Raw genomic sequence first — 22,867 nt, 5'->3', positions numbered from 1 at the left:
CGCCTATGTGCCGACGCGACCTCCGACTCCTTCAAGGATTGATTCATGCTCAAGGGACTGATGCGCCTGGCGCCATATGCCGCGGCGCTGTTCACACTGATTTCCACTGCCCATGCCGAAGATGGCCGGCGCGTATTTACCGGTACGCTGGGTAAGACACCGATTGTCGTGGAGCTGAATACCACACAGCCGGACGAAGTGACTGGCCGCTACTTCTATGAGAAGTACCATCGCGATCTGCCCCTAAGCGGCGCGTTGCAGGACAGCACACTGACCCTGACCGAGGGCAACAATCGTTACGGTGATGAAAAGCCTCTGCCAACGTTGAAGCTGGAAGAGAACGGCGACGGCTGGCAGGGCGAGTGGCAAAGTCCGAAGGGCAAGAAGTTGTCGGTGAACTTGGCCGAAGCCAAACTTCCAGCGCCGACATCAGCGACTTTGCCTTTCATTGCCACACTGCCGAAGAGCGAACCCTACGAGTATCTGCGTTTACAGGGACTCAAGCTCAAGCCCGCGAAAACAGAAAGCTTCATGGGTTATAACCTGCAGTGGTGGGTCGAACCGGAATCGAAAATTTCGTTGTTCAGCGTCGCGTCCGGCTACCCGGCGCAAGATCAACTACGCATCAATCAGCTATTGCTTGAGCGACTTTGGCGAGAGGTCATTAGCTACCACGCCTGCATGCTGCAGGGTGGCGAAAATGCCGAGCAGTATCAGAGTGTCGCGCCCACGTTCCTGTCGCCGGACGTGGTCAGTCTGAACATCAATACCGGGTATGACTGTGGTGGCGCGCACCCCGATGTCAGTAACTCCCCCGTCAACCTCAATGTTCACACTGGCCAAGACATGAAGCTGCAAGACGTGTTGTGGGTTGGCGAGCGCGAGAAGACTTCGACTGGAGTAAGCGCCAGCAATCAGAGCGATGTGTTGGCGCCGTGGCTGATCAAACAATTCACAACGCTGTATCCCAGCGAAATGAAGAAGCCAGCCGACGGTGATGAGGACAGCTGTGATTACACCGATGAAAATGTCTGGAGTGTTTTGAATTGGCACTTCACTGCCAAGGGCATTTACCTGGGACCGTACTTCCCGCGCGTACAACGTGGTTGCGATGAACCAGAGTGGTCGATCCTGCCGTACTCCGTCGTCAAACAACACCCCGGCGCCGTCAAACTGCAACTGCCCCAAGGCTAACCGTCACTCCAGCCCCGGCGCTTCACGAATAATGAAGTGATCCAGGTTCTCGATATTGGCATTGAAGACCTCGAAAGGCTTTTCGGGGTTCTTCTTGCCGGGCACCTGCTTCAACTCCGGCGTCACCCCATAGAAGAAACAGAACAACGCCTTGTCGCTATCCGCCGCGTGCTTGATCTCCTCCAGAAACGCCTTGCGCTTGCGGTAGTTGTCGATCAGCTTCTTGTTCAGATAAACACTGACCGGGTACGGCTTCTTCTTACTGTCCTCGGGCTTCTTGAACCAGACCTTGTCCTCGAAATCGATCCGGAAACTGGCACCACTGTGGAAGTCCTCAATCTTCTTGATTCGCCCCCAGTAAATCAGCCCCTTGTTGTCCGTCAGATACTCAATCTTCTTGAAGAACGAACTGTACGGCGCCGTATGCTCGCCGACCTTCAACGGCATGCGCTTAAGCAACTCCTTGTCCGCGAAGTTCGAAACAAAGCACTCCACCGGGTGCGCAAACACACTGGTCTTGTCCGGTGCCGACTCACGACTCGCCGACTCTTTACCAGTGTCCGCCACCCCCCGCACCGGATCATTGCGCAACACATCCGCCGCCCCCGCTGGCGCGACAGGCTTGCGCACATACTCACGCCGGGTGAGCAGCAACTCTGATGGGAAGTGTTCCTCACGCCCGTCATCCACCTCGCCATCCGCCGTTTCAACGCCAGACGCTGAAACCTTCAAACTCACATACGGACAACCCGCTACATGCTGGGTAGTGGGCAGATTCTTGAAGTGCGGCGTGCGCACGTAATTCACATTCTTGGCGTTGAACGTGCCCAACTCGTTGGAAGCCTCGAACGCCGAACGACACGCATCGTTGGGGCACTGGAAGTGCTCCTTCGCGGAGTCAAACGCCACCGTCTCATCGAAATTAAGATCGCGAACGTCATAGATCGACAACTTGTCGTCGAGGCTGAGGCAGTAGGCGAGATCGAATTTCATGGTGGGGCTCGGATCCTTGAGTGGGGGAGAGGTATTAATAGCGGGAGGCGGCGCGGGTTGCACTGATTGTTTTCAGGATGATGCGGAATTTGTGGGAGGCAGCGTGCTGGCGATTGGTGGCATCAACTCAGTCCTGAAGACAGGTGTCTACGCAGCAGCGATAGGGGGGAGGGGATTTATCCCCGATAGGCAGCGAAGCGGCCCTACAACCAGCGAATGCGGTTATCCAGATAAACCGCATTATTCCTCTTCTAGTCTTCCAACTTTGTCGTAAAGCCAAGCAGTGAATTGCGCACTGTCGTCCGAATGGTGGCAACGTTGATGACAGTTGGGACACAACGCCACAACGTTCGAAGGACGGTCCGAACCCTCTTGCGACATATGCTTAACGTGATGCACTTCCAGAAACGGCTTCCCATCCTTCTTAAATGGAGCTGGTTCGCCACAGCCTTCGCACTTTCCATTGGCCTGCTGACGAACCCAGCCCCTCAACTCGGGATCGCGAAAGTAAACCTTTCTGGTGGATTCGGTCCAAACAGGATTCTTTATCCCTTTTGGGACGTATAGGAATGGTTGCCGCTCAAATTTGCCCGCCCGCTGTTCTAGCTTTGCTTCGTCCGCCGTGGGATCAGAGTCCTCAGGAGTAACAACGCTAGAAGCATCGAGCGCTGTGCGAATGCTACGCGCAACATTAGCGCCAACATTCTTGGCAGGTTTGTAACCCTTGATAGGTTCACGGCCCAGCTCGACCATGACGGAAGAAATGTTCTGCATCCGAAACTCGATAGAGCTCTTGGTTCGGTTGGCCAATACGCCCTCGCGAAGTACACGATTCTCGTGTGCCTTGTTGTATGTCAGTTCTTTCTGTTCACACGACCACATCCCGAGATAGGCATCGACCGCCGCCTGAATCTCTACGTCACTCCAGTCGCTGTTACTTTTTTCCATAACCATACAATCGCCGAGGGCTGTAAATCCTCGGACGATACTGAGTGGCCATCACGGCTGTCTAGGAAATTTCCTACAGAAATGAGCGACAGGTCTTGCAAGTGATCCCGCTAGCAGCACCCAACCCACGTCGGTGATGGTATTGAGTGCGCGCAGACTGACATCTCGATTGCCAATGTCGTCTTGACCTAGAACCTCAATCGACGTGAGCAGTAATAGACCGCTAAATACCTGCTGCTGGTCGAAGTCTGGCGTTCGAGAATAGCGGGCGTTTCTGACCTTCCTTAGAGGGATCCATCGGTTCAGAGCAGGAAAGTTCTGCTTTTCGACTGACTCAGCATTTTTTGAACCTTAAGCAGTGATGCATCAAAAAACGGCGTGCACTTCAAACATTCCTGGGTCAGTTTTCATGCACCTGTTTGGTGCGCATGAAATAATTATTTTCCACAGAAAAATGATGACACATTAATTAAGACTGGATATTCTCTGGTCGAGCAGAAAGGAATCTCGTTGCACTAAAGTGCTCCCATGTTATCGGACAAGGATGTGACATACATGTCTTCCCTAATGACTTCGCCTGCCACTCTCTACGAAACCGTCGGTGACGGCGTAGAGTCCAGTAATGCCTCATGGAGTTTCGGAGGCACGACCCCGCAACACTTTGACTCCCATGTATCGAAATCCGTACCTAAATATAAGGACGGGCACGATATCGTGCTGTCGCTCAGTGACTTTTTTGTAAAGAGCGACAGCACCTGTTACGAACTGGGTAGTTCTACCGGCACCCTTACCCGACAACTCGCACAGCGTCATTGCGCCTCGGCAAAGTGGGTGGGCATTGATGTGGAAGACGCCATGACCCGCAAGGCAAATGAGCTTCTGAGCGCATCGCCGCAGCACAATGTCAGCTTCGTTACCGATGACATCCTGACCTTTCCTTATGAAAAAAGCGATCTGATAGTTGCGTACTACACTATTCAGTTCGTGCACCCGCGTATTCGCCAAGCCTTGTTTGATCGTATCTACGAATCGTTGAACTGGGGCGGTGCTTTTATCATGTTTGAAAAAGTACGCGGCCCGGATGCGCGCTTTCAAGACATCCTCAGTAGCCTGTATGTAGATTATAAACGCGACCAGGGTTATAACGCCGATGAAATCCTGGCGAAGACAAGAAGTTTGAAAGGCGTACTTGAACCTTTTTCCACGGCTGGCAATATGGATATGTTATCTCGCGCCGGCTTTAAGGATATAACCAGTATATTCAAGTACATATGCTTTGAAGGTTTCTTCTGCATCAAGTGACCGGGATGTCATCGTGAGTACAACTATAGAGCAACAGTATTTGCAAGTTTTGCAAATGCCTGGAAAGTTTTGCGCGCAGAAAATGAACTGTGAATTGTGCAGTTCCAAAGCACATTGGGTTTTACTGGAAAGTGTCCAAGGTCCTGGTGATCAGGTCGTGGCATTGCCTGTACTCGGCTGCCAGGATTGCGGGCATATTTTCCAGCAGTACCGCTTCGATGAAGCCTTTTACAACGCCTACTACGACAAATTCTACCGCCTGACCCTGTTTGGCAATACGGAGCCGGAGCGCGCCTTCTTTCTAGACCAGGTCCGCCGTGGCGAACACCTGTGTCGGTACTTGCACGATGTGCTGCCCGCCAAAGGCAAACTGCTTGACGTCGGTTGTTCCGCCGGCGGCTTGATGATTCCCTTCGCTAAACGGGGATGGACTGTCAGAGGCAACGACCCCGACCGCGCCTATGTGGAATACGGCAAAAAAATCGGCCTGGATATCGATCTGGTGGGCGCCGAGCATATGAGCCCTAGTGGTGATTACAACCTGATCATCATCAATGGTTCGCTGGAACATGTTCATGATGTCAACCAGGTCATGCAACTTTGCCGGAAGGCCAGTGCCGAGGACGGATTGTTGTTGATTGAGGGGCGCGCGCTGGGTTATGGCATCGAGCAAGGGTTTCTGACGCATAACCATCGCCGTTACTTGAGTGCCAGTAGCATCGAGTACTTGATGTGCCTGCATGGTTGGGAACCGATCCAGACCACCCACGAACCGGTGTGCGGGCCGACCAGGCCGGGAGCGGTGTTCGTGCTGGGCCGCGCCTGTGCCCAGCCTGCCACCGAACGCCTCGAAAGCATTAAGGCCCAGGGTCGCAAGGCACTTCAGGAGTCTTACATGCCCAGCCTGCACGCGTTGCGAGCTCGCGCATGAGTGCCTCGGCCTGCGTTCTCGAAAAGTCGAGCATCCAAGCCCATCCCTGCTTCAGGGATGACCTGGTCGTGACCTCGCCGCCTGCCGATTCGGTGACGGGGCGCTACAACCTCTACGACCCTCGTAATGATATTGGCTTTGAACTGGGCAAGGCCGAGTACTCACTCGCTTTGCTCTTCGATGGCCAGCGAAGCCGGCAAGACATTGCCGACGCTGCCCTTGCGCAGCATCGAATAAAGGTCAGCCCTGAGAAGCTCGCGCAGTTCGAGCGCAAGCTACTCAATCTGAAGTTGCTGAGCAGCGAGCGAACCGCTCATAAAAAGGATCTGCGTGATCCCGCCACGGGTATCACCTACGGCCCGCTAAAAGAATATCTGCTGATTAATTTGGTGAAAACCGATCCGCAGCCTTTGCTCGATCATATTTACCGGTGGGCGCCCTGGTGCTGTCGCGCGATATTCATTTTGCCGCTGCTGGCATTGGCCCTGGCGAGCTTCGTGTATCTGGGTATGCACTTCGGCACGTTCCTGGCCGATGTCGGCGAGACGTATATCCACAGTTACCACTGGTTGCTCTGGCACTTCCCGGTCATTTTGACGTCCATCGCCCTTCATGAACTGGGGCATGCGATGGCCTGTCGTCATTATGGGGTCAAGGTTAACGATTTCGGAATCGGCATCTACGTGTTGCTCGCCACCGGCTGGGTACGTCCGGTGCAGACGCAATGGTCGCAGCTGCCACTGAACCAGCGGGTGATCACCATTCTGGCAGGACCCTTGGTTAGCCTTCTGTATGCCGGCGTGGGCATAGCCCTGTGGGCAATGTTTCGTGACACCGAAGGTGTTTTACCGGCTCTTTTTGTCGTGATGATCGTGGCTTCGTTCATTTCCCTGATACCGACGCTGCTGCCCATCTTCAATGGCGACACGTACCTGGCCATTACCGAAGTGCTCGGCCAGCCACGCCTGCGTCAGCGTGCTTTCAACCATGTAAAGCGCCATTGGCGTACTGCGCCGCTGGAAACGGTTTCCCCTGCATTGCGCAGACTCTACTGGGGTACATTTCTGTTGACCTGCCTGGGCTGGGTAATAGCCTGGTGCTTCACCGCAGCCACCTTGATTCGCCTTTTCAACCACCCATAAGGACAGTGACATGACTCAATCTACTGTGACCCCGGCTATCGCCAACGCGGATGAACTCACCACCGAATCCACCACCAACGTCGCACCGCAAGCCCTCAACGAAACGGCGTTCGAAGAGTTTGATCTCGACGATATCGAAATCATCGAAAGCAAAGTTTTCGCCTGATCGTTTCAAACGCTTCCTCGGCGTTACGTCGAGGGAGCCGTCCCCTTCCTCTGACTGGGCAACCACATGGCTCACTTCGTTAAGCCCGAACCGATTGGTGTGGGTATCCAGTACAACCCCGAGATTCTCGACTGGTTTCCGTTTGAGGACATCGAAGTCGATGTGCTGGAAATCCTTCTCGACAACATCATGGCCCCCATGGACGGCCCGCAGATTATCAGGCCCGCAGCCAAGGAGATGATCAATCGGCTGGCTGAGAAGTTCACCTTGCTGGCGCATTCCAATTACGGTTGCGATTTCGGTTTCAGCCCTCTCGAAGAAACCGCCGCGGTGCAACGCCATGTGCCCCTGGCCAAAATGCTGAACAGCCCATGGGTCGCCAACCATTGTTTCTATGGCGACAACTCCTGGCTGGACATCTGGAGCAGCCCGCTGCAGTTTTCCAATGCCGAGGTGCTCCGTTGTGCCGAACGCGCAAAGATGTTGCAGGCCCATTACGGGATGCCGCTGGCCCATGAAAACGCTGCTTATTACCTGCAATGCCCGGGCGCGGAAATGCGTGAAGCTGAGTTCCTGGCCCGGCTCGTACAGCAGTCCGGCACCTTTTTGCACCTGGACTTGCACAACATCTACACCAATCACTTGAACCTGAAAAATTTCGACTTGCGCGACTACCTCGACACCTTGCCATTGGACAAGGTGATCTCGGTGCATCTGGCGGGTGGCAGTTGGCACGAAGGGCTTTACCACGACTGGCATGACTCGTGTGTGCCTGAACCTGTCTGGGATCTATACGAGGAGCTTATGTCTCGTACCCAGCCTTCGGCGATCATCCTGGAATACCAGGGGCAGGCCCACCATGCGCTGACACGGGTGATGGACGCCAACGACGAACACATGATCGTCACCGATGTGCGCCGCGCACAGAAAATCTGGAATCACTACACCAAACCGGTTAAGGAGCTGATGCATGGATGCTGAGCAGGTCTGGAAGCTGTGGCGACGCCTGCTACGCGATGAAACACTGCAGCAGCAGTTGTACGAAGCCCAGGGGGCGACTCAATGGCTGGAGCATTATCCCGATGACGAGCGGGCGATTTTGCAGGTGTATGCCAGTCAGTTTGAGAGAGTGAAATGGTTCGTCGAGAACTATCAGTTCCGCTTGGTCAATTCGTTTATCAACGCGCTGGAAACCGGTGCCCCGTTGACGTTGCGCGCGTTGCTCAACATCGGGCTGGATCTGCCTGAACTGTCCAAGGCATTTCTGCGGCAACAAAATTGGCTCGATTATGGGCCAAGAGTTTATGGCTATTGCGATGCGGCGCTGGGGTTTCTGCTCGAGCGCCAGGAACTCGCTGATTACCCGCAGATCCTTGACCTGATGGGGCTTGAGCGCGAATGTGTGCGCCTCTACACCGGACTTGTGGAAACCAGCGCCGTGGTGCCGGGCCATTATCAGCGCACCGACGGTGCACGCATTTACCAGAGTAGCTATGCGCTGTCGCAGTGGTTGCGCGACAAAAGCCTGTTGGGGCGTAGCAGCCCGGAGGAAACCAGCCAACACATCCTGGTGTATTTACCTGACCCTGAGGCCCGCCATAAATTTACGCTCATAAGCCCGCGCGCGGCGCATCTCTATAGATGCCTGGAGCAACCGCAGTCACTCGCCACTTTGATGCAGATACTGAGTTCCTCCCCCACCGCGCAACTCAGCAGTGAAGACCTGTCATTGCTCGGTAAACTGCAGCAACTCAACGCAATCAGGATGCCGGTCTAGAACATGGAAAGCTCACAATACTTCTGGCTGCGCTCGACCGGATTTCCCATTCATCACTTGACCGATCTGGGCCGGTTCGCCGACCTGCCATCGTGCCGCGTCTTTGAACAAGACTTTCGCTCACTGCAGGCGTTGAAGGCAACGTTGCTTGAGAAAGCCAACGCGCACTCACCGCAGGCCTGCCGCAAGCTCATCCGCAAACTCAACGAGCACCAGGTCCTGCAACTCTCTGATCTGCCGGAAGTACTGCGCGAACCACTGGCCGAGTCTTTGCAGCAATGGAACGGCTTATTGGAGCGGACGGCGGCACGTGAAGAGGCAGCCGAGGAATATGACGCCTATCTGGAAAGTGCCCGCCAAGGGTTGATCGACTTCCTGGATGACGACGCAGTCGCCGAGGCTTTATTCATATCTAACCCCTCGGCGATGACACGTATCCGTGAGCTGGTCCGGGATCGGCACGGCAGAAACGATACCCGCAAAAAACAGAAGCTGCGTTTGGGCTGGAGTTACGCGCAACGTTTTTGCGCCAAGAACGATACCTCAAGTTTTTTCGGACCTTTGGCCTGGGGCCGGTTCGATGCCAACCAGACTGACAATGTACGTCTGACCCAAGGTGACACGGCGTGGATCAAGGAGCGCCACACATTCTTCGAGAACTGGGTGGTGCAGCGGCTCGTCGAACAGATTAACCGGCAATGTCCAGACACCGACCGAATGCCGTTGCAGCTCAATACCGGTTGCTATCTGCAAGAGCAGATCCTGTTCATGCCGATTGGCAAAAGCCAGCGCCTCACCCCGCAAACCGCTCGGGTATTGCACTACATCAGCGACCAACAGGGTCAAGAGCCCACGTTTGCAGGTATGTTGAGCGCCTGTCCGGAAGTCGCGCCCAGCACTCTGCGCGACCTGCTGGAGCACTTGGTGAGCAAACGGATCGTGCGCCGAGGCTGGCAAGTATCGCCTCGCGAGCGAAGCCCCATCGCGCGGCTGCAGCGCTGCCTGGTCGACGCGCAAGTGTCCGCTGATTTCGGCCTGGCCTGGCAATCGCGCCTTGAAGCATTGGAAGGCTTGCGCCGGGATTATGCCCACGGCGACCTGATGCGCCGGACCGAATGCCTGGAGGGTTTGAACCAGCTGCTTGGCGAGGCTGGGGTCGACCTCAGCCGAGAAACCGGCGCCATGTATGTCGGACGTTACCCGGTGTACGAAGATTGTTCGAGAAACATAGACATCAGCCTTGGCCAGGCCATGCTCAGCCAGGTCAATGAAGAACTGGCGCCGCTGATGCGCATCAATCAGTGGCTGATCAAAGCCATCGCGCATCAACTCAATGAGGCTTTCATTGAAGTCTGGGAACAGCGCCAGACTGCCAGCCCCGATCAGCCAGTTGATTTTCTCGACCTGCTCAACACCCTCGCGCCTCTGTTACCTGCACTTGAAGCGCGCCTCATCCTCGATCTCGAGCAGCGCCTGGAAACAGCCTGGACGCAAGTGCTGCAGGACTTCCCGGACCATCCCGAGGTACAACTTTGCGCGGCGGACATCGAACGCCTGATCACTTTGCTCAATAACGATCTGAATGTTGCTGGCTTCGAGGTGTTCGGCAGCGACTATCATTCTCCGGATATCCTGCTCTCCAGCGCGTCGGTCGAGGCCTTCAATCGCGGCGACTACCAAATCATCGTGGGTGAAGTGCATCCGGCAGTCCATACTCTGAGCCAGCCCGTCGCCGCGCCGTTCGGACCGTTCAATACTCAGATAAACCAACAGGTAGAGGCGTTATTCCAACGCCCTCGTCTGGTATTGGCTGACTCGCCCGAAAGCTATCAACGCTCCCACATCGACTGGCCTTTGCAGCCCTCATATTTGCAACTGGTGCTGCCGTCTGGCGGCGGTTGTGTCGCGGCGCATCAACAGTTTGCCGCCGGCAGGGCAAAAGTGCTGCGGGTGAACGGTCGCCTGCAAGTGGTCGATGCCCTGGGTCAGTTCAGCGAAGACTTGCTGTGCGTGTATTCCACCCCCATGCATCGGCTGGGCTTCGCCTTGGCTGGCAGCGCCGTGGCCAAACACGAACACCGACGTATCTGGTTGGGCCGCACCCTCTACAAGCGCGCTTCCTGGCTATTTACCAGCGATCTCCTGCCAGAGCCGAAGGGCTCGGTCGACGAGCTTGAGCACACCCTGCAATGGCGTGCCTGGGCCGCCGTCAACGGTTTGCCCCGTTATGCCTTCGTCAAGATTGATACCGAACCCAAACCGCTGTTCCTCGACTTCGATAATCCGTTGTCCTTCGACGGCATCACCAATGCGCTGAAGAATGCTGGTCACGTAAAGTTCTCTGAAATGCGACCGTGCCCCGATGAACTTTGGCTTGAAGAGGTGCGGGGGCGTTTCTGCTGTGAAATACGCACAACCTTTTCCACATGCGAGGCTTCGACATGAGTAATGAGAATACAGGCTCGTGCGCCAAGGCCGACCAGGAAATCAAACACACGTTTTTGTACCTGTTCTTGACCATATTCATCCCGTTTGGCCTCGGCCATTTTGTGTCGTACCTGTTTCGCACGGTCAATGCCTTGATTTATGTGGACCTGGAACGGGAACTGAACCTGCCCCCCAGCAGCCTGGGTCTCCTGACCGGCGTGTATTTTCTGACCTTCGCTGCGGCGCAGATTCCGCTCGGTGTCATGCTCGACCGCTACGGTCCGCGCAGCGTGCAGGCACCTATGCTGCTGTTCGCCGTGTTGGGCTCTCTGATTTTCAGTTTCTCCCATACCGAACTGGGTCTGATCATTGGTCGCGGTCTGATCGGCCTGGGTGTCGCTGGTTCTCTGATGAGTGCGATCAAGGCGTGCGCCATCTGGTTGCCCGCCGAACGCCTGCCGTTGAGTACGGCATGCCTGTTATCGGTAGGCGGCCTGGGCGCCATGGCGTCCACCACGCCCTTGCATGAACTGCTCAAGTGGATCTCATGGCGTGAAGCATTCTTGATCCTGGCGCTACTGACTTTGTTCGTCTGCGTGGTCATTCATTTCAGCGTGCCGCGCACCTACAAACCCAAACACACCACTCTCGCCGAAATGTCCAAGGCCGTGGGGACGCTGTATTCCTCGTGGGTATTCTGGCGACTGGCGTTGTACTCGGTATTTGCCCATGCGATCTATATGTCGGTGCTGTCGCTGTGGATGGGACCGTGGCTACGCGATGTCGCCCAGTTGAGCGAATCCAGCATGGCCAATACCCTGCTCTGGGGCACCGTGGCGATGGTTGCAGGCTCGCTGGCCTTCGGCTCGATCACAGATTACCTGCGGCGCTTTGGCGTTCAACCGATCATGGTATGCGGCGCCGGGGTTTCGATTTTCATCGTATTTCAATCGCTGATGATCAGCGGACTGCCTGTATCGCCGCTGCTGATTGCTATGGGTTTCAGCTTCTTCGGCACCTCGACGACCATGAACTACGCGATCGTAGCTCAGTCGGTATCGCCTGAGCTGGCCGGGCGGGTCAGTTCGTCGTTCAACCTGGTGGTGTTCGTGCTGGCGTTCGTCTTGCAATGGTTGATGGGGGAAATTTTGAACCTGTGGCCGGCAACAGGGCATGGGCACCCGGTAGAGGCTTATCAGTGGTCGCTGGGAGTGATGATTGCGTTGCAGGTGCCGGGGGTGTTGCTGTGGCTGAGTTTTAAGCCGTGGGAACTGAAAACAGCGACGGCGCGGTAAACCAGGACTGCCAGATCGTTTTCGTTCAGAAGCTGACTCGAAAAAAAACCCGCATGTGCGGGTTTTTTTGGGGTGCAGCTAGAATCAATCCCAGCTCAAGGCACCACCAGTTTGGTATTCGATCACACGAGTCTCAAAGAAATTTTTCTCTTTCTTCAAGTCCATAATCTCGCTCATCCAAGGGAACGGGTTAGTCGTCCCTGGATACTCTTCCTTCAAACCAATCTGGCTCAAACGACGGTTAGCGATGAACTTCAGGTAGTCCTCCATCATCGCCGCGTTCATGCCCAGTACGCCGCGAGGCATGGTGTCACGCGCGTATTCGATCTCCAGCTGCGTACCCTGCAGAATCATCTGGGTCGCTTCTTCCTTCATCTCGGCATCCCACAGGTGCGGGTTTTCGATTTTGATCTGGTTGATCACGTCGATGCCGAAGTTCAGGTGCATGGATTCGTCGCGCAGGATGTACTGGAACTGCTCGGCGACGCCGGTCATTTTGTTGCGGCGGCCCATGGACAGGATCTGGGTGAAGCCGCAGTAGAAGAAGATGCCTTCCAGAACGCAGTAGTAGGCGATCAGGTTGCGCAGCAGCTCTTTGTCGGTGTCCGGGGTGCCGGTTTCGAACTTCGGATCGGAGATCGAACGGGTGTATTTCAGGCCCCAGGCGGCTTTTTTAGCGACCGATGGAATCTCGTGGTACATGTTGAAGATCTCGCCTTCATCCATGGCCAGCGATTCGATGCAGTACTGGTAGGCGTGGGTGTGGATCGCCTCTTCGAAAGCCTGGCGCAGGATGTACTGGCGGCATTCCGGGTTGGTGATCAGGCGGTACACGGCCAGGACCAGGTTGTTGGCAACCAGGGAGTCGGCGGTGGAGAAAAAGCCGAGGTTACGCATGACGATGCGGCGCTCGTCGTCGGTCAGGCCTTCCGGGTTTTTCCAGAGGGCGATGTCGGCGGTCATGTTGACTTCTTGCGGCATCCAGTGGTTTGCGCAACCGTCCAGGTACTTCTGCCAGGCCCAGTCGTACTTGAATGGCACGAGTTGGTTGAGGTCGGCGCGGCAGTTGATCATGCGCTTTTCGTCAACGGCGACACGGGCGGAGGCGCCTTCGAGCTCGGCGAGGCCTTCGGCAACGTCGAGGGAGTTCAGTGCAGCCTTGGCGCGGGCGACAGCGGCCGAGTCGTCGGCGGTCACGGCGCGGGCTTCCAGCGCGGCGGCGCCGCCGGCGTTGTCGAGGCGGTCCATGTTGGCTTCGCTAGCGTGGCCGGCGTTGGCGCCTTTCACTGCTGCTACTTCACTGTCTTCTTTGTCGAATTCGTCCCAGCTCAGCATGACGTGTCGTCTCCTGCGTGAGGGCCTGTGCCCGTGTGAAACCTGATTGGTTGGTTTTTCACACGGTCGTACAGACCGCGTTGGATGTCGTTTTTTGCAGCGATGCACGCAGGCAAATAAACAGAAATTTTGACGGGTTCCGAGAGCCTCTGATGGGCGCAATCAGCGTTGAACGCTGCTGCGGGGCTTCAGAATGGCTTTTGCTCCCTGTAAGGGAATATTGCTGACCCGTATGGGGCGGCATTATAGGGAAAAAAACACGGCTGTGCTGAGGCGAATCCGCGCATGGAGCGGTCGAGGAGGGTGGTTTTTCGACGAGAGTGAGGGTTTACAGGGCTTTGCCGGGGATAGATTTTTTTTCGTAAAAATCTCGCTATTGTGAATTTGCTCAAAAAACGAACAAAAAAACCGCTTTTTCACTACATCTAGTGTTTTGCAAGCATTTTTACCGGCTTCAAACACAACTGAGCCCGACCGAAGTCGGGCTGGAATCGACCCTCAATGAAGCGCTGAGAGATCCAATTCGGTGCAGTCTCAAACATCAATTGGTACAGCCGTTACCCATGATGCTGTAACGCAGGATGTGACGCTGACCTTTGGAGTCGTCGTATTCCATTTTGGCTGGAACCACTTCGCAGACATTCGGAACTTCGCTCATGGAAACAACTTTGGCGATGTCCAGGTGAGTCGAGTAAGTGTATTCCTCAACAACCGGTTGTTGCTGCGCGACATCAGTCGGAACCTCATCTGCCATGGCGGTTGCGCACAGACTGCTGAGGGCCAGAACCAATAAAGCTTTCATTTCAGATTTACCTTTTTGAGGTCGAGTGGGGTCACGCAACCTTTTTAGGGTTGCGTGTGGAACTTCATCATTTGCAGTTATTACTGGAGAGCTGGATTAACGGCCTTCGTGGGGGCTGTAACGTTGTTAATCGCGTTTGCCTTGTCGGCGAGGTGAATTTTAGGGAGATGGGGCGGGGGTAAACAGACCGGGTTTTGATAAACACCTTTGGCAGATTTGGTAACAATCCCCGAAATCCCCCTGTAGGAGCTGCCGAAGGCTGTTAGAAGCAAGATCAAAAGATCGCAGCCTTCGGCAGCTCCTACAGGCGGCGTGGGGCATGGGGTTGAGGGTTTTGGTTCGGTATCGCCACGACTTGTAGGGGCTTGTTACTACCATCGTCGAATGGTTCTATGGCCCCCGCCCCGTTACAACAGGGTCATACAAAAACAACTATTACACCGAGGTAGGAAAGATGAGTGCGGCTTCTCTGTATCCCGTTCGTCCCGAGGTTCTGGCTAACACGCTGACTGACGAGGCGACCTACAAAGCCATGTACCAGCAGTCGGTCGTCAACCCTGACGGCTTCTGGCGCGAGCAAGCCAAGCGTCTCGACTGGATCAAGCCTTTCACCACGGTGAAACAGACGTCGTTCGACGATCACCATGTCGACATCAAATGGTTTGCCGACGGCACCCTGAACGTTTCCTACAACTGCCTCGACCGTCATCTGGCCGAGCGCGGCGATCAAGTCGCGATCATCTGGGAAGGCGACGATCCATCCGAAAGCCGTAACATCACCTACCGCGAACTGCACGAGCAAGTGTGCAAACTCGCCAACGCCTTGCGTGGTCAGGACGTGCACCGCGGCGACGTGGTAACCATTTATATGCCGATGATTCCCGAAGCCGTGGTCGCCATGCTGGCCTGCACCCGGATCGGCGCGATTCACTCGGTGGTGTTCGGCGGTTTCTCGCCGGAAGCCCTGGCCGGTCGCATCATTGACTGCAAATCGAAAGTGGTGATCACCGCTGACGAAGGCATCCGTGCCGGCAAGAAGATTTCCCTCAAGGCCAACGTCGACGACGCGCTGACCAACCCGGAAACCAGCAGCATCCAGAAAGTCATCGTGTGCAAGCGCACCGGCGGCGACATCAAGTGGAACCAGCATCGCGACATCTGGTACGAAGACCTGATGAAAGTGGCGGGCACCGTCTGCGCGCCGAAAGAGATGGGCGCGGAAGAAGCGCTGTTCATCCTTTATACCTCCGGCTCCACCGGCAAGCCGAAGGGCGTGCAGCACACCACTGGCGGTTATTTGCTGTACGCGGCGATGACCCACGAGCGCGTGTTCGACTACCGCCCAGGCGAAATCTACTGGTGCACCGCCGACGTCGGCTGGGTCACTGGCCACAGTTACATTGTCTACGGCCCGCTGGCCAATGGCGCGACCACGTTGCTGTTCGAAGGCGTGCCGAACTATCCGGACATCACCCGAGTGGCGAAGATCGTCGACAAGCACAAGGTCAACATCCTCTACACCGCACCCACCGCGATTCGCGCGATGATGGCCTCGGGTCAGGCCGCCGTTGAAGGTGCGGATGGCAGCAGCCTGCGTCTGCTCGGTTCGGTCGGCGAACCGATCAACCCGGAAGCCTGGGACTGGTACTACAAGAATGTCGGTAAGTCGCGTTGCCCGATCGTTGATACCTGGTGGCAGACTGAGACCGGCGGCAACATGATGAGCCCGTTGCCGGGTGCCCACGCGCTGAAGCCGGGTTCGGCAGCACGTCCGTTCTTTGGTGTGGTGCCGGCGCTGGTCGACAACCTCGGTAACATTATTGAGGGCGAGGCTGAAGGCAATCTGGTGATTCTCGACTCGTGGCCAGGTCAGGCGCGCACGCTGTATGGCGATCACGATCGTTTCGTCGATACCTACTTCAAGACCTTCCGTGGCATGTATTTCACCGGTGACGGCGCGCGTCGTGATGCCGATGGCTACTACTGGATCACCGGGCGCGTGGATGACGTGCTTAACGTCTCTGGCCACCGCATGGGTACGGCCGAGATCGAAAGCGCGATGGTTGCGCATCCGAAAGTTGCTGAGGCGGCGGTGGTCGGTGTGCCGCATGACATCAAGGGGCAGGGCATTTATGTCTATGTCACGTTGAAGAATGGCGAGGAGCCGACTGAGCAGCTTCGTCTGGAATTGAAGAACTGGGTGCGCAAGGAGATCGGCCCGATTGCTTCGCCGGATGTGATCCAGTGGGCGCCAGGGCTACCGAAGACCCGCTCGGGCAAGATCATGCGCCGGATTCTGCGCAAGATTGCCACGGCGGAATATGACGGGTTGGGGGATATCTCGACCCTGGCGGATCCGGGTGTGGTGCAGCATTTGATTGATACGCACAAGACCATGAATGTTGCTTAAGCATTCGGCTTGATGCATTGAAAAGCCCCGTCCGGTGTTTGCCGGGCGGGGTTTTTTTGTGTCTGGGGGTTTTGTGGTGGCTGGGCGGGCCTCTTCGCGAGCAGGCTCGCTCCCACAGTTTGACCGAGTACCTTCCGATCGTTCCCACGCTCTGCGTGGGAATGCCTCCCTCGACGCTCTGCGTCGGCTCCGGGGACGCGGAGCGTCCCTTGCTGCATTCCCACGCAGAGCGTGGGAACGATCGGGGGGTCAATAATTATCGATCTCCCCCGTAAGACATTTCCCCCTGTTACCCAACACCTTCCACGTAACCGAATGTGTAACCGCCCGCCCCGGAGCGGGGCAAAGGGAAACGCATTGCCCCGTTTTAGAGCCTCGAAACCCCCGGTGAAAAATAAGACACAACGCTGCGCTTGCCGGATTAGAAGGGTTTGCGAATAATAGGCCCGCAATTTGCAGCATAGATCGGTTCACTGTCTTTCGCTCTTGCATGAAATTGCAAGGCTGTCAATGTGCTCAAGTCGCTTTCTCTGTGCATCTGTAATTAGTTGTCGCATTGAAGAAATATCGGCTTCGGGCCTGTCGTTAGAATGCCGATCACTCGCTCATCGTGGCTGACGTTGAAATCTCCGACGGTTTCAATGGGAAATTTCCCACCGATGCAGCAACCGATTTCCCGATTCACCCATTCGCATATTGGGCTGTCGCTCACTCTGCCGTTTTTGCCCTTTACCGATGGAGTCCCAAGATGAAGAAACTTGTGCTGCTTGGCGCCCTGGCACTGTCCGTGCTGTCGATGAACGCCTTCGCTGACGAAAAACCTCTGAAGATCGGTATCGAAGCGGCTTACCCTCCGTTCGCTTCGAAAGCACCGGACGGCAGCATCGTCGGTTTCGACTACGACATCGGCAACGCTCTGTGCGAGCAGATGCAGGTCAAGTGTGTGTGGGTCGAGCAAGAGTTCGACGGTCTGATTCCAGCACTGAAAGTGCGCAAGATCGACGCGATCCTGTCGTCCATGTCGATCACTGAAGATCGCAAGAAGTCGGTCGACTTCACCAACAAGTACTACAACACCCCGGCACGTCTGGTCATGAAGGCCGGTACTCAGGTCAGCGAAGGTCTGGCTGAGCTGAAGGGCAAGAACATCGGCGTGCAACGTGGTTCGATCCACGAGCGTTTCGCCCGCGAAGTCCTCGCCCCGCTGGGTGCCGAGATCAAGCCGTACGGCTCGCAGAACGAAATCTACCTCGACGTGGCTGCCGGTCGCCTCGACGGTACCGTGGCTGACGCTACTCTGCTGCAAGATGGCTTCCTCAACACCGACGCCGGCAAAGGCTTCGCGTTTGCAGGTCCTGCGTTCACCGACGTCAAATACTTCGGCGACGGCGTAGGCATCGCAGTCCGTAAGGGTGACGCCCTGAAAGACAAGATTAACGCGGCCATCGCGGCCATCCGTGAAAACGGCAAATACAAGGCAATCCAGGACAAGTACTTCGCCTTCGATATCTACGGCAAGTAAAACGTCTCTGCGACAAGTCCGAAATGGCGCAAGCAACAGGATCTCTGCGGTTTGCGCCATTTTTTCATCCCAACTTTCGAGGACCTGAATCATGTTGAAAGGCTACGGGGCTGTCATCCTCGATGGCGCATGGCTGACGCTTCAGCTCGCCTTGTCGTCCATGGCTCTGGCCATCGTTCTCGGACTGATTGGTGTCGCGTTACGCCTGTCGCCGGTGCGCTGGCTGGCGTGGCTGGGCGATCTTTATTCCACGGTGATCCGCGGGATTCCTGATCTGGTGCTGATCCTGCTGATCTTTTACGGCGGTCAGGATTTGCTCAACCGCGTCGCACCGATGCTCGGCTATGACGATTACATCGATTTGAATCCGCTGGCCGCCGGCATCGGCACCCTCGGTTTCATCTTCGGTGCGTACCTGTCGGAAACCTTCCGTGGCGCGTTCATGGCCATTCCAAAAGGTCAGGCCGAAGCGGGCATGGCGTACGGCATGAGCAGTTTTCAGGTGTTCTTCCGGGTGATGGTGCCGCAGATGATTCGCCTGGCGATTCCGGGCTTCACCAACAACTGGCTGGTTCTCACCAAGGCCACCGCGCTGATTTCCGTGGTCGGTCTGCAAGACATGATGTTCAAGGCCAAGCAGGCGGCAGATGCCACCCGCGAGCCTTTCACCTTCTTCCTCGCAGTGGCGGCGATGTACCTGGTGATCACCAGTGTTTCGTTGCTGATCCTGCGTCAACTTGAGAAGCGCTACTCGGTAGGCGTAAGGGCGGCTGATCTATGATCTTCGACTACAACGTCATTTGGGAGGCCATGCCGCTGTACCTCGGCGGCCTGCTGACCACCCTTAAACTGCTCGCGCTGTCGCTGTTTTTCGGTCTGCTCGCGGCCCTGCCGCTGGGGCTGATGCGCGTCTCGAAGAACCCAGTCGTCAACGGCGCCGCGTGGCTTTACACCTACGTGATTCGTGGCACGCCGATGCTGGTGCAACTGTTCCTGATCTACTACGGTCTGGCGCAGTTCGAAGCGGTCCGCGAAAGCTTCCTGTGGCCATGGCTGTCCAGCGCAACGTTCTGCGCGTGCCTGGCCTTTGCGGTCAACACCAGCGCCTACACCGCGGAAATCATTGCCGGCAGCCTCAAAGCCACGCCGAACGGTGAGATCGAAGCGGCCAAGGCCATGGGCATGTCGCGCTTCAAACTGTACAAGCGCATTCTGCTGCCATCGGCCCTGCGCCGGGCACTGCCGCAGTACAGCAACGAAGTGATCATGATGTTGCAGACCACCAGTCTGGCCTCCATCGTGACCTTGATCGACATCACTGGCGCAGCACGCACGGTCAACGCGCAGTTCTATCTGCCGTTCGAGGCGTACATCACCGCTGGCGTGTTCTACCTGTGCCTGACGTTCATTCTGGTCAAGCTGTTCAAACTGGCCGAGCGTCGCTGGTTGAGCTACCTGGCCCCGCGGAAGCACTGATATGGAACGCATCGACCACGTATTGCCGTGGAGCCACTTGGGCAGCGAGCGCAAGATTTCGGTCTTTCGCTTCGGTCGCGGCGAGCGCAAGGCCTATATTCAGGCCAGCCTGCACGCTGACGAATTGCCGGGCATGCGCACCGCCTGGGAGCTGAAAAAGCGCCTCGGCGAACTCGAAGCCAAAGGCCTGCTCAACGGTGTCATCGAGCTGGTGCCAGTCGCCAACCCCTTGGGTCTCGGGCAATTGCTGCAAGGCAATCACCAGGGCCGTTTCGAGGCCGGCAGTGGCAAGAATTTCAATCGTGATTTCGTCGAACTGAGCGCGCCGGTTGCGGCCGCTTTAGCCGACAATCTCGGTGACGATCCGCAAGCCAATGTGCGCCTGATTCGTCAGGCCATGGCCGATCACCTGGCGGCATTGCCAGAGGCGAGCAGCCAGTTGCAAGGCATGCAGCGCGTGTTGCTCAGCCATGCCTGCACAGCCGACGTGGTGCTGGACTTGCACTGCGATGCCGAAGCCGCACTGCACATGTACGCGTTGCCGCAGCATTGGCCGCAGTGGCGCTCACTGGCCGCGCACCTGAATGTGAAGGTCGGATTGCTCGCGGAAGATTCCGGCGGCAGCTCGTTCGATGAGGCTTGTTCGCTGCCATGGCTGCGTCTGTCGCGGCAGTTCCCTGATGCGCAGATTCCACTGGCGTGTCTGGCAACGACCATTGAGCTGGGCGGTCAGGCCGATACCGGTCGCGCCGAAGCTTGCGCGTATGCTGAAGGCATTCTCGCCTTCCTCGCCGAGCAAGGTTTGATCACCGGCGAGTGGCCGAACCCGGCGCACGAGGCCTGTGAAGGCATGCCGTTCGAAGGCACCGAGTTGCTGTTCGCGCCGCATCCGGGCGTCGTAAGTTTTCTGCGCAAGCCCGGCGAGTGGGTCGAGGCCGGCGACGAGATTTTTGAAGTGATTGATCCTCTGTCCGATCGGGTCAGCACGGTGTGTGCTGGTACCTCCGGGGTGCTGTTTGCCATTGAACGGCTGCGTTATGCCCAACCCGGTTTCTGGCTGGCCAAGGTGGCGGGGCGCGAAGCGCTGCGTCACGGGCGCTTGCTCAACGACTGACTGACTGTTTTTGTGAGAACCGACCGCATGTACAAACTTGAAGTCCAAGACCTGCATAAACGCTATGGCAGTCACGAAGTGCTCAAGGGCGTGTCCCTGAAAGCGGCAGCCGGCGATGTGATCAGCATCATCGGCTCCAGTGGCTCCGGCAAAAGTACTTTCCTGCGCTGCATCAACCTGCTCGAGCAGCCGCACGCGGGCAAGATTCTGCTCAACAACGAAGAGCTGAAACTGGTGGCGAACAAGGACGGCGCGCTGAAAGCCGCTGATCCGAAACAGCTGCAACGCATGCGTTCGCGCCTGTCGATGGTGTTCCAGCATTTCAACCTGTGGTCGCACATGACTGCTATTGAAAACATCATGGAAGCGCCGGTTCACGTACTGGGCGTACCCAAGTACGAAGCCCGCGAAAAAGCCGAGTACTATCTGAACAAGGTCGGTGTGGCCCATCGTAAAGACGCGTTCCCGGGGCACATGTCCGGTGGCGAGCAGCAGCGTGTGGCGATCGCCCGTGCGCTGGCGATGGAACCTGAGGTGATGCTGTTCGACGAACCGACTTCAGCCCTCGACCCGGAGTTGGTGGGAGACGTGCTGAAAGTCATGCAAGCGCTGGCTCAGGAAGGTCGCACCATGGTCGTGGTCACGCACGAAATGGGCTTTGCCCGTGAAGTGTCGAACCAGTTGGTGTTCCTGCACAAAGGTGTTGTTGAAGAAAGCGGCAACCCGCGTGAAGTGCTGGTGAATCCGCAGTCTGAACGTTTGCAACAATTCCTCTCGGGCAGTTTGAAATAAATCAGGGCTGCCGTTGTGCACCGCGATAGTGCATGCTTCGCAGCCAGTAGGCTGGCTTCAATTTCCTGTAGGAGCTGCCGAAGGCTGCGATCTTTTGATCTTCAACAACAAGATCAAAAGATCGCAGCCTCGTTTCACTCGACAGCTCCTACAGTTGATCGGTGTTGGTCTCAAGATTTGTGTTCATTTACGGGCTAGCATTGGCCCATGCCTTCATCACTGTTCTTCGTTTCGGATCGCCCGCCCATGACTGCCCATCGAATTGGTTTCCTGATTTGGCCCAGCACTAAAGCGTTGACGCTGGCGCTGGCGGAGGAAGCCTTGCGTGTTGCTCAGCGTGTGCACCCGGAGGTGGTTTACGAGCTGTCGTTCCTGCAGGCGGAAGCCGTGACCGCAGCGGCGGCCGAAGGCGCCTGGCAATTGCCCGGTGAAGCCTGGACCGGCAAACTCGAAAACTTCCAGAAACTGTTCCTGCTCGCTGACGAGCCGCCGACCACATTGGCGCCGGCACTGAGCAGTGCGCTCAAGCAATTGGTACGTGCGGGTACGGTCATCGGCGGTCTGTCGGCCGGTGTCTATCCGTTGGCGCAACTGGGGTTGCTCGACGGTTATCGTGCTGCCGTGCACTGGCGCTGGCAGGACGATTTCGCCGAGCGTTTCCCTAAAGTCATTGCCACCAGTCACCTGTTCGACTGGGATCGCGATCGCCTGACCGCGTGCGGCGGCATGTCCGTGCTTGATCTGCTACTGGCGGTATTGGCTCGCGATCACGGTGCAGAGTTGGCCGGAGCGGTTTCGGAAGAACTGGTCGTTGAACGCATTCGCGAGGGCGGCGAGCGTCAGCGCATCCCGTTGCAGAACCGTCTCGGCTCCAGCCATCCGAAGCTCACCCAAGCGGTGTTGCTGATGGAAGCCAACATCGAAGAACCGCTGACCACCGACGAAATCGCCCAGCATGTGTGCGTGTCCCGTCGCCAGTTGGAGCGGATCTTCAAGCAATACCTCAACCGTGTGCCGAGCCAGTACTACCTGGAGCTGCGCCTGAACAAAGCCCGGCAGATGTTGATGCAGACCAGCAAGTCGATCATCCAGATCGGCCTGTCCTGTGGCTTCTCCTCGGGGCCGCATTTCTCCAGCGCCTATCGCAACTTCTTCGGTGCCACGCCGCGGGAAGATCGCAACCAGCGGCGCAGCAGCAGCCCGTTCGAGTTGTCGTCAGTGCCGCCAGAACGTGGCTGACG

At 56.7% G+C, this 22,867-nt stretch carries 20 protein-coding genes; 16 read left to right on the top strand and 4 right to left on the bottom strand.

Annotation, left to right across the window (positions count from 1 at the left end):
• Positions 1–45: 45 nt before the first annotated feature.
• On the top strand, positions 46–1,194 hold the full coding sequence (locus CKW14_RS22465) for a hypothetical protein (RefSeq protein WP_095126162.1): 1,149 nt from the start codon (positions 46–48) through the stop codon (positions 1,192–1,194).
• Between the two features lie 3 nt (positions 1,195–1,197).
• On the opposite strand, the gene CKW14_RS22460 is transcribed toward CKW14_RS22465, so the two are convergent.
• On the bottom strand, positions 1,198–2,187 hold the full coding sequence (locus tag CKW14_RS22460) for a hypothetical protein (RefSeq protein WP_095048133.1): 990 nt from the start codon (positions 2,185–2,187) through the stop codon (positions 1,198–1,200).
• A 240-nt stretch (positions 2,188–2,427) separates the two neighbouring features.
• Complete coding sequence (locus CKW14_RS22455; protein ID WP_371857761.1) at positions 2,428–3,135, bottom strand: HNH endonuclease; 708 nt, start codon at positions 3,133–3,135, stop codon at positions 2,428–2,430.
• Between the two features lie 555 nt (positions 3,136–3,690).
• On the opposite strand from CKW14_RS22455, the gene CKW14_RS22450 reads away from it, so the two are divergent.
• The 8 genes from CKW14_RS22450 (at position 3,691) to CKW14_RS22420 (ending at position 12,175) form a co-directional block, all read left to right on the top strand.
• Entirely contained in the window at positions 3,691–4,437 is a 747-nt protein-coding gene (locus tag CKW14_RS22450) for a methyltransferase domain-containing protein (RefSeq protein WP_256587276.1), read from the top strand.
• Positions 4,438–4,450: 13 nt separating this feature from the next.
• Complete coding sequence (locus tag CKW14_RS22445) at positions 4,451–5,368, top strand: bifunctional 2-polyprenyl-6-hydroxyphenol methylase/3-demethylubiquinol 3-O-methyltransferase UbiG (RefSeq protein ID WP_256579885.1); 918 nt, start codon at positions 4,451–4,453, stop codon at positions 5,366–5,368.
• Positions 5,365–6,510: a M50 family metallopeptidase gene (locus CKW14_RS22440; protein ID WP_176471325.1), complete on the top strand. Its 1,146-nt coding sequence runs from the start codon at positions 5,365–5,367 to the stop codon at positions 6,508–6,510. Before CKW14_RS22445 ends, CKW14_RS22440 begins: the two co-directional genes overlap by 4 nt.
• Before the next feature lie 10 nt (positions 6,511–6,520).
• Entirely contained in the window at positions 6,521–6,676 is a 156-nt protein-coding gene (locus CKW14_RS30015) for a TglA family RiPP precursor (RefSeq protein ID WP_156685508.1), read from the top strand.
• A gap of 66 nt (positions 6,677–6,742) precedes the next feature.
• Positions 6,743–7,657, top strand: a complete 915-nt coding sequence (locus CKW14_RS22435) for a DUF692 family multinuclear iron-containing protein (RefSeq protein WP_095048131.1) — start codon at positions 6,743–6,745, stop codon at positions 7,655–7,657.
• Positions 7,647–8,453, top strand: coding sequence for a hypothetical protein (locus tag CKW14_RS22430; RefSeq protein WP_095126161.1), 807 nt, complete (start codon positions 7,647–7,649; stop codon positions 8,451–8,453). Before CKW14_RS22435 ends, CKW14_RS22430 begins: the two co-directional genes overlap by 11 nt.
• A gap of 57 nt (positions 8,454–8,510) precedes the next feature.
• Complete coding sequence (locus tag CKW14_RS22425; RefSeq protein ID WP_256587275.1) at positions 8,511–10,898, top strand: lantibiotic dehydratase; 2,388 nt, start codon at positions 8,511–8,513, stop codon at positions 10,896–10,898.
• Positions 10,895–12,175 (top strand): MFS transporter, encoded by a 1,281-nt coding sequence (locus tag CKW14_RS22420; protein WP_095048128.1) that lies wholly within the window; start codon positions 10,895–10,897, stop codon positions 12,173–12,175. Before CKW14_RS22425 ends, CKW14_RS22420 begins: the two co-directional genes overlap by 4 nt.
• Positions 12,176–12,259: 84 nt before the next feature.
• Here the strand turns inward: CKW14_RS22420 and CKW14_RS22415 are convergent, their stop codons facing one another.
• Both CKW14_RS22415 and CKW14_RS22410 read right to left on the bottom strand, forming a co-directional pair.
• A complete protein-coding gene (locus CKW14_RS22415; RefSeq protein WP_095126160.1) occupies positions 12,260–13,510 on the bottom strand; it encodes a ribonucleotide-diphosphate reductase subunit beta in 1,251 nt (416 codons plus the stop codon).
• Positions 13,511–14,051: 541 nt separating this feature from the next.
• Entirely contained in the window at positions 14,052–14,312 is a 261-nt protein-coding gene (locus CKW14_RS22410) for a DUF2790 domain-containing protein (RefSeq protein ID WP_093430405.1), read from the bottom strand.
• 454 nt (positions 14,313–14,766) lie between these two features.
• Here CKW14_RS22410 and acs point away from each other — a divergent pair, with 454 nt between their 5' ends.
• The 7 genes from acs to argR all read left to right on the top strand — a co-directional run bounded on the left by acs (position 14,767) and on the right by argR (position 22,865).
• Positions 14,767–16,722, top strand: a complete 1,956-nt coding sequence (gene acs, locus CKW14_RS22405; protein WP_095048126.1) for an acetate--CoA ligase — start codon at positions 14,767–14,769, stop codon at positions 16,720–16,722.
• A gap of 748 nt (positions 16,723–17,470) precedes the next feature.
• Positions 17,471–18,244 carry an ABC transporter substrate-binding protein gene (locus CKW14_RS22395; RefSeq protein ID WP_038366516.1) on the top strand — a complete coding sequence of 258 codons (774 nt, stop codon included), beginning with the start codon at positions 17,471–17,473 and terminating at the stop codon, positions 18,242–18,244.
• 91 nt (positions 18,245–18,335) lie between these two features.
• Positions 18,336–19,025 (top strand): ABC transporter permease, encoded by a 690-nt coding sequence (locus CKW14_RS22390; protein ID WP_007912702.1) that lies wholly within the window; start codon positions 18,336–18,338, stop codon positions 19,023–19,025.
• A complete protein-coding gene (locus CKW14_RS22385) occupies positions 19,022–19,720 on the top strand; it encodes an ABC transporter permease (RefSeq protein WP_007912703.1) in 699 nt (232 codons plus the stop codon). The genes CKW14_RS22390 and CKW14_RS22385 overlap by 4 nt, the downstream gene beginning before the upstream one ends.
• A gap of 1 nt (position 19,721) precedes the next feature.
• Positions 19,722–20,834 (top strand): M14 family metallopeptidase, encoded by a 1,113-nt coding sequence (locus CKW14_RS22380; RefSeq protein WP_095126159.1) that lies wholly within the window; start codon positions 19,722–19,724, stop codon positions 20,832–20,834.
• Positions 20,835–20,861: 27 nt separating this feature from the next.
• The gene (locus CKW14_RS22375) at positions 20,862–21,626 is read left to right on the top strand and encodes an ABC transporter ATP-binding protein (RefSeq protein WP_007912705.1); all 765 of its coding nucleotides are present in this window, start codon (positions 20,862–20,864) and stop codon (positions 21,624–21,626) included.
• A gap of 246 nt (positions 21,627–21,872) precedes the next feature.
• On the top strand, positions 21,873–22,865 hold the full coding sequence (gene argR / locus CKW14_RS22370) for a transcriptional regulator ArgR (RefSeq protein WP_176471324.1): 993 nt from the start codon (positions 21,873–21,875) through the stop codon (positions 22,863–22,865).
• Positions 22,866–22,867: the final 2 nt, after the last annotated feature.

Source organism: Pseudomonas sp. Irchel s3a12, from assembly GCF_900187485.1.
GTDB classification, from domain to species: domain Bacteria; phylum Pseudomonadota; class Gammaproteobacteria; order Pseudomonadales; family Pseudomonadaceae; genus Aquipseudomonas; species Aquipseudomonas neuropathica.
The sequence above is the reverse complement of the archived record's forward strand: the minus strand, read 5'-3'. Positions and strand labels throughout refer to the sequence as shown.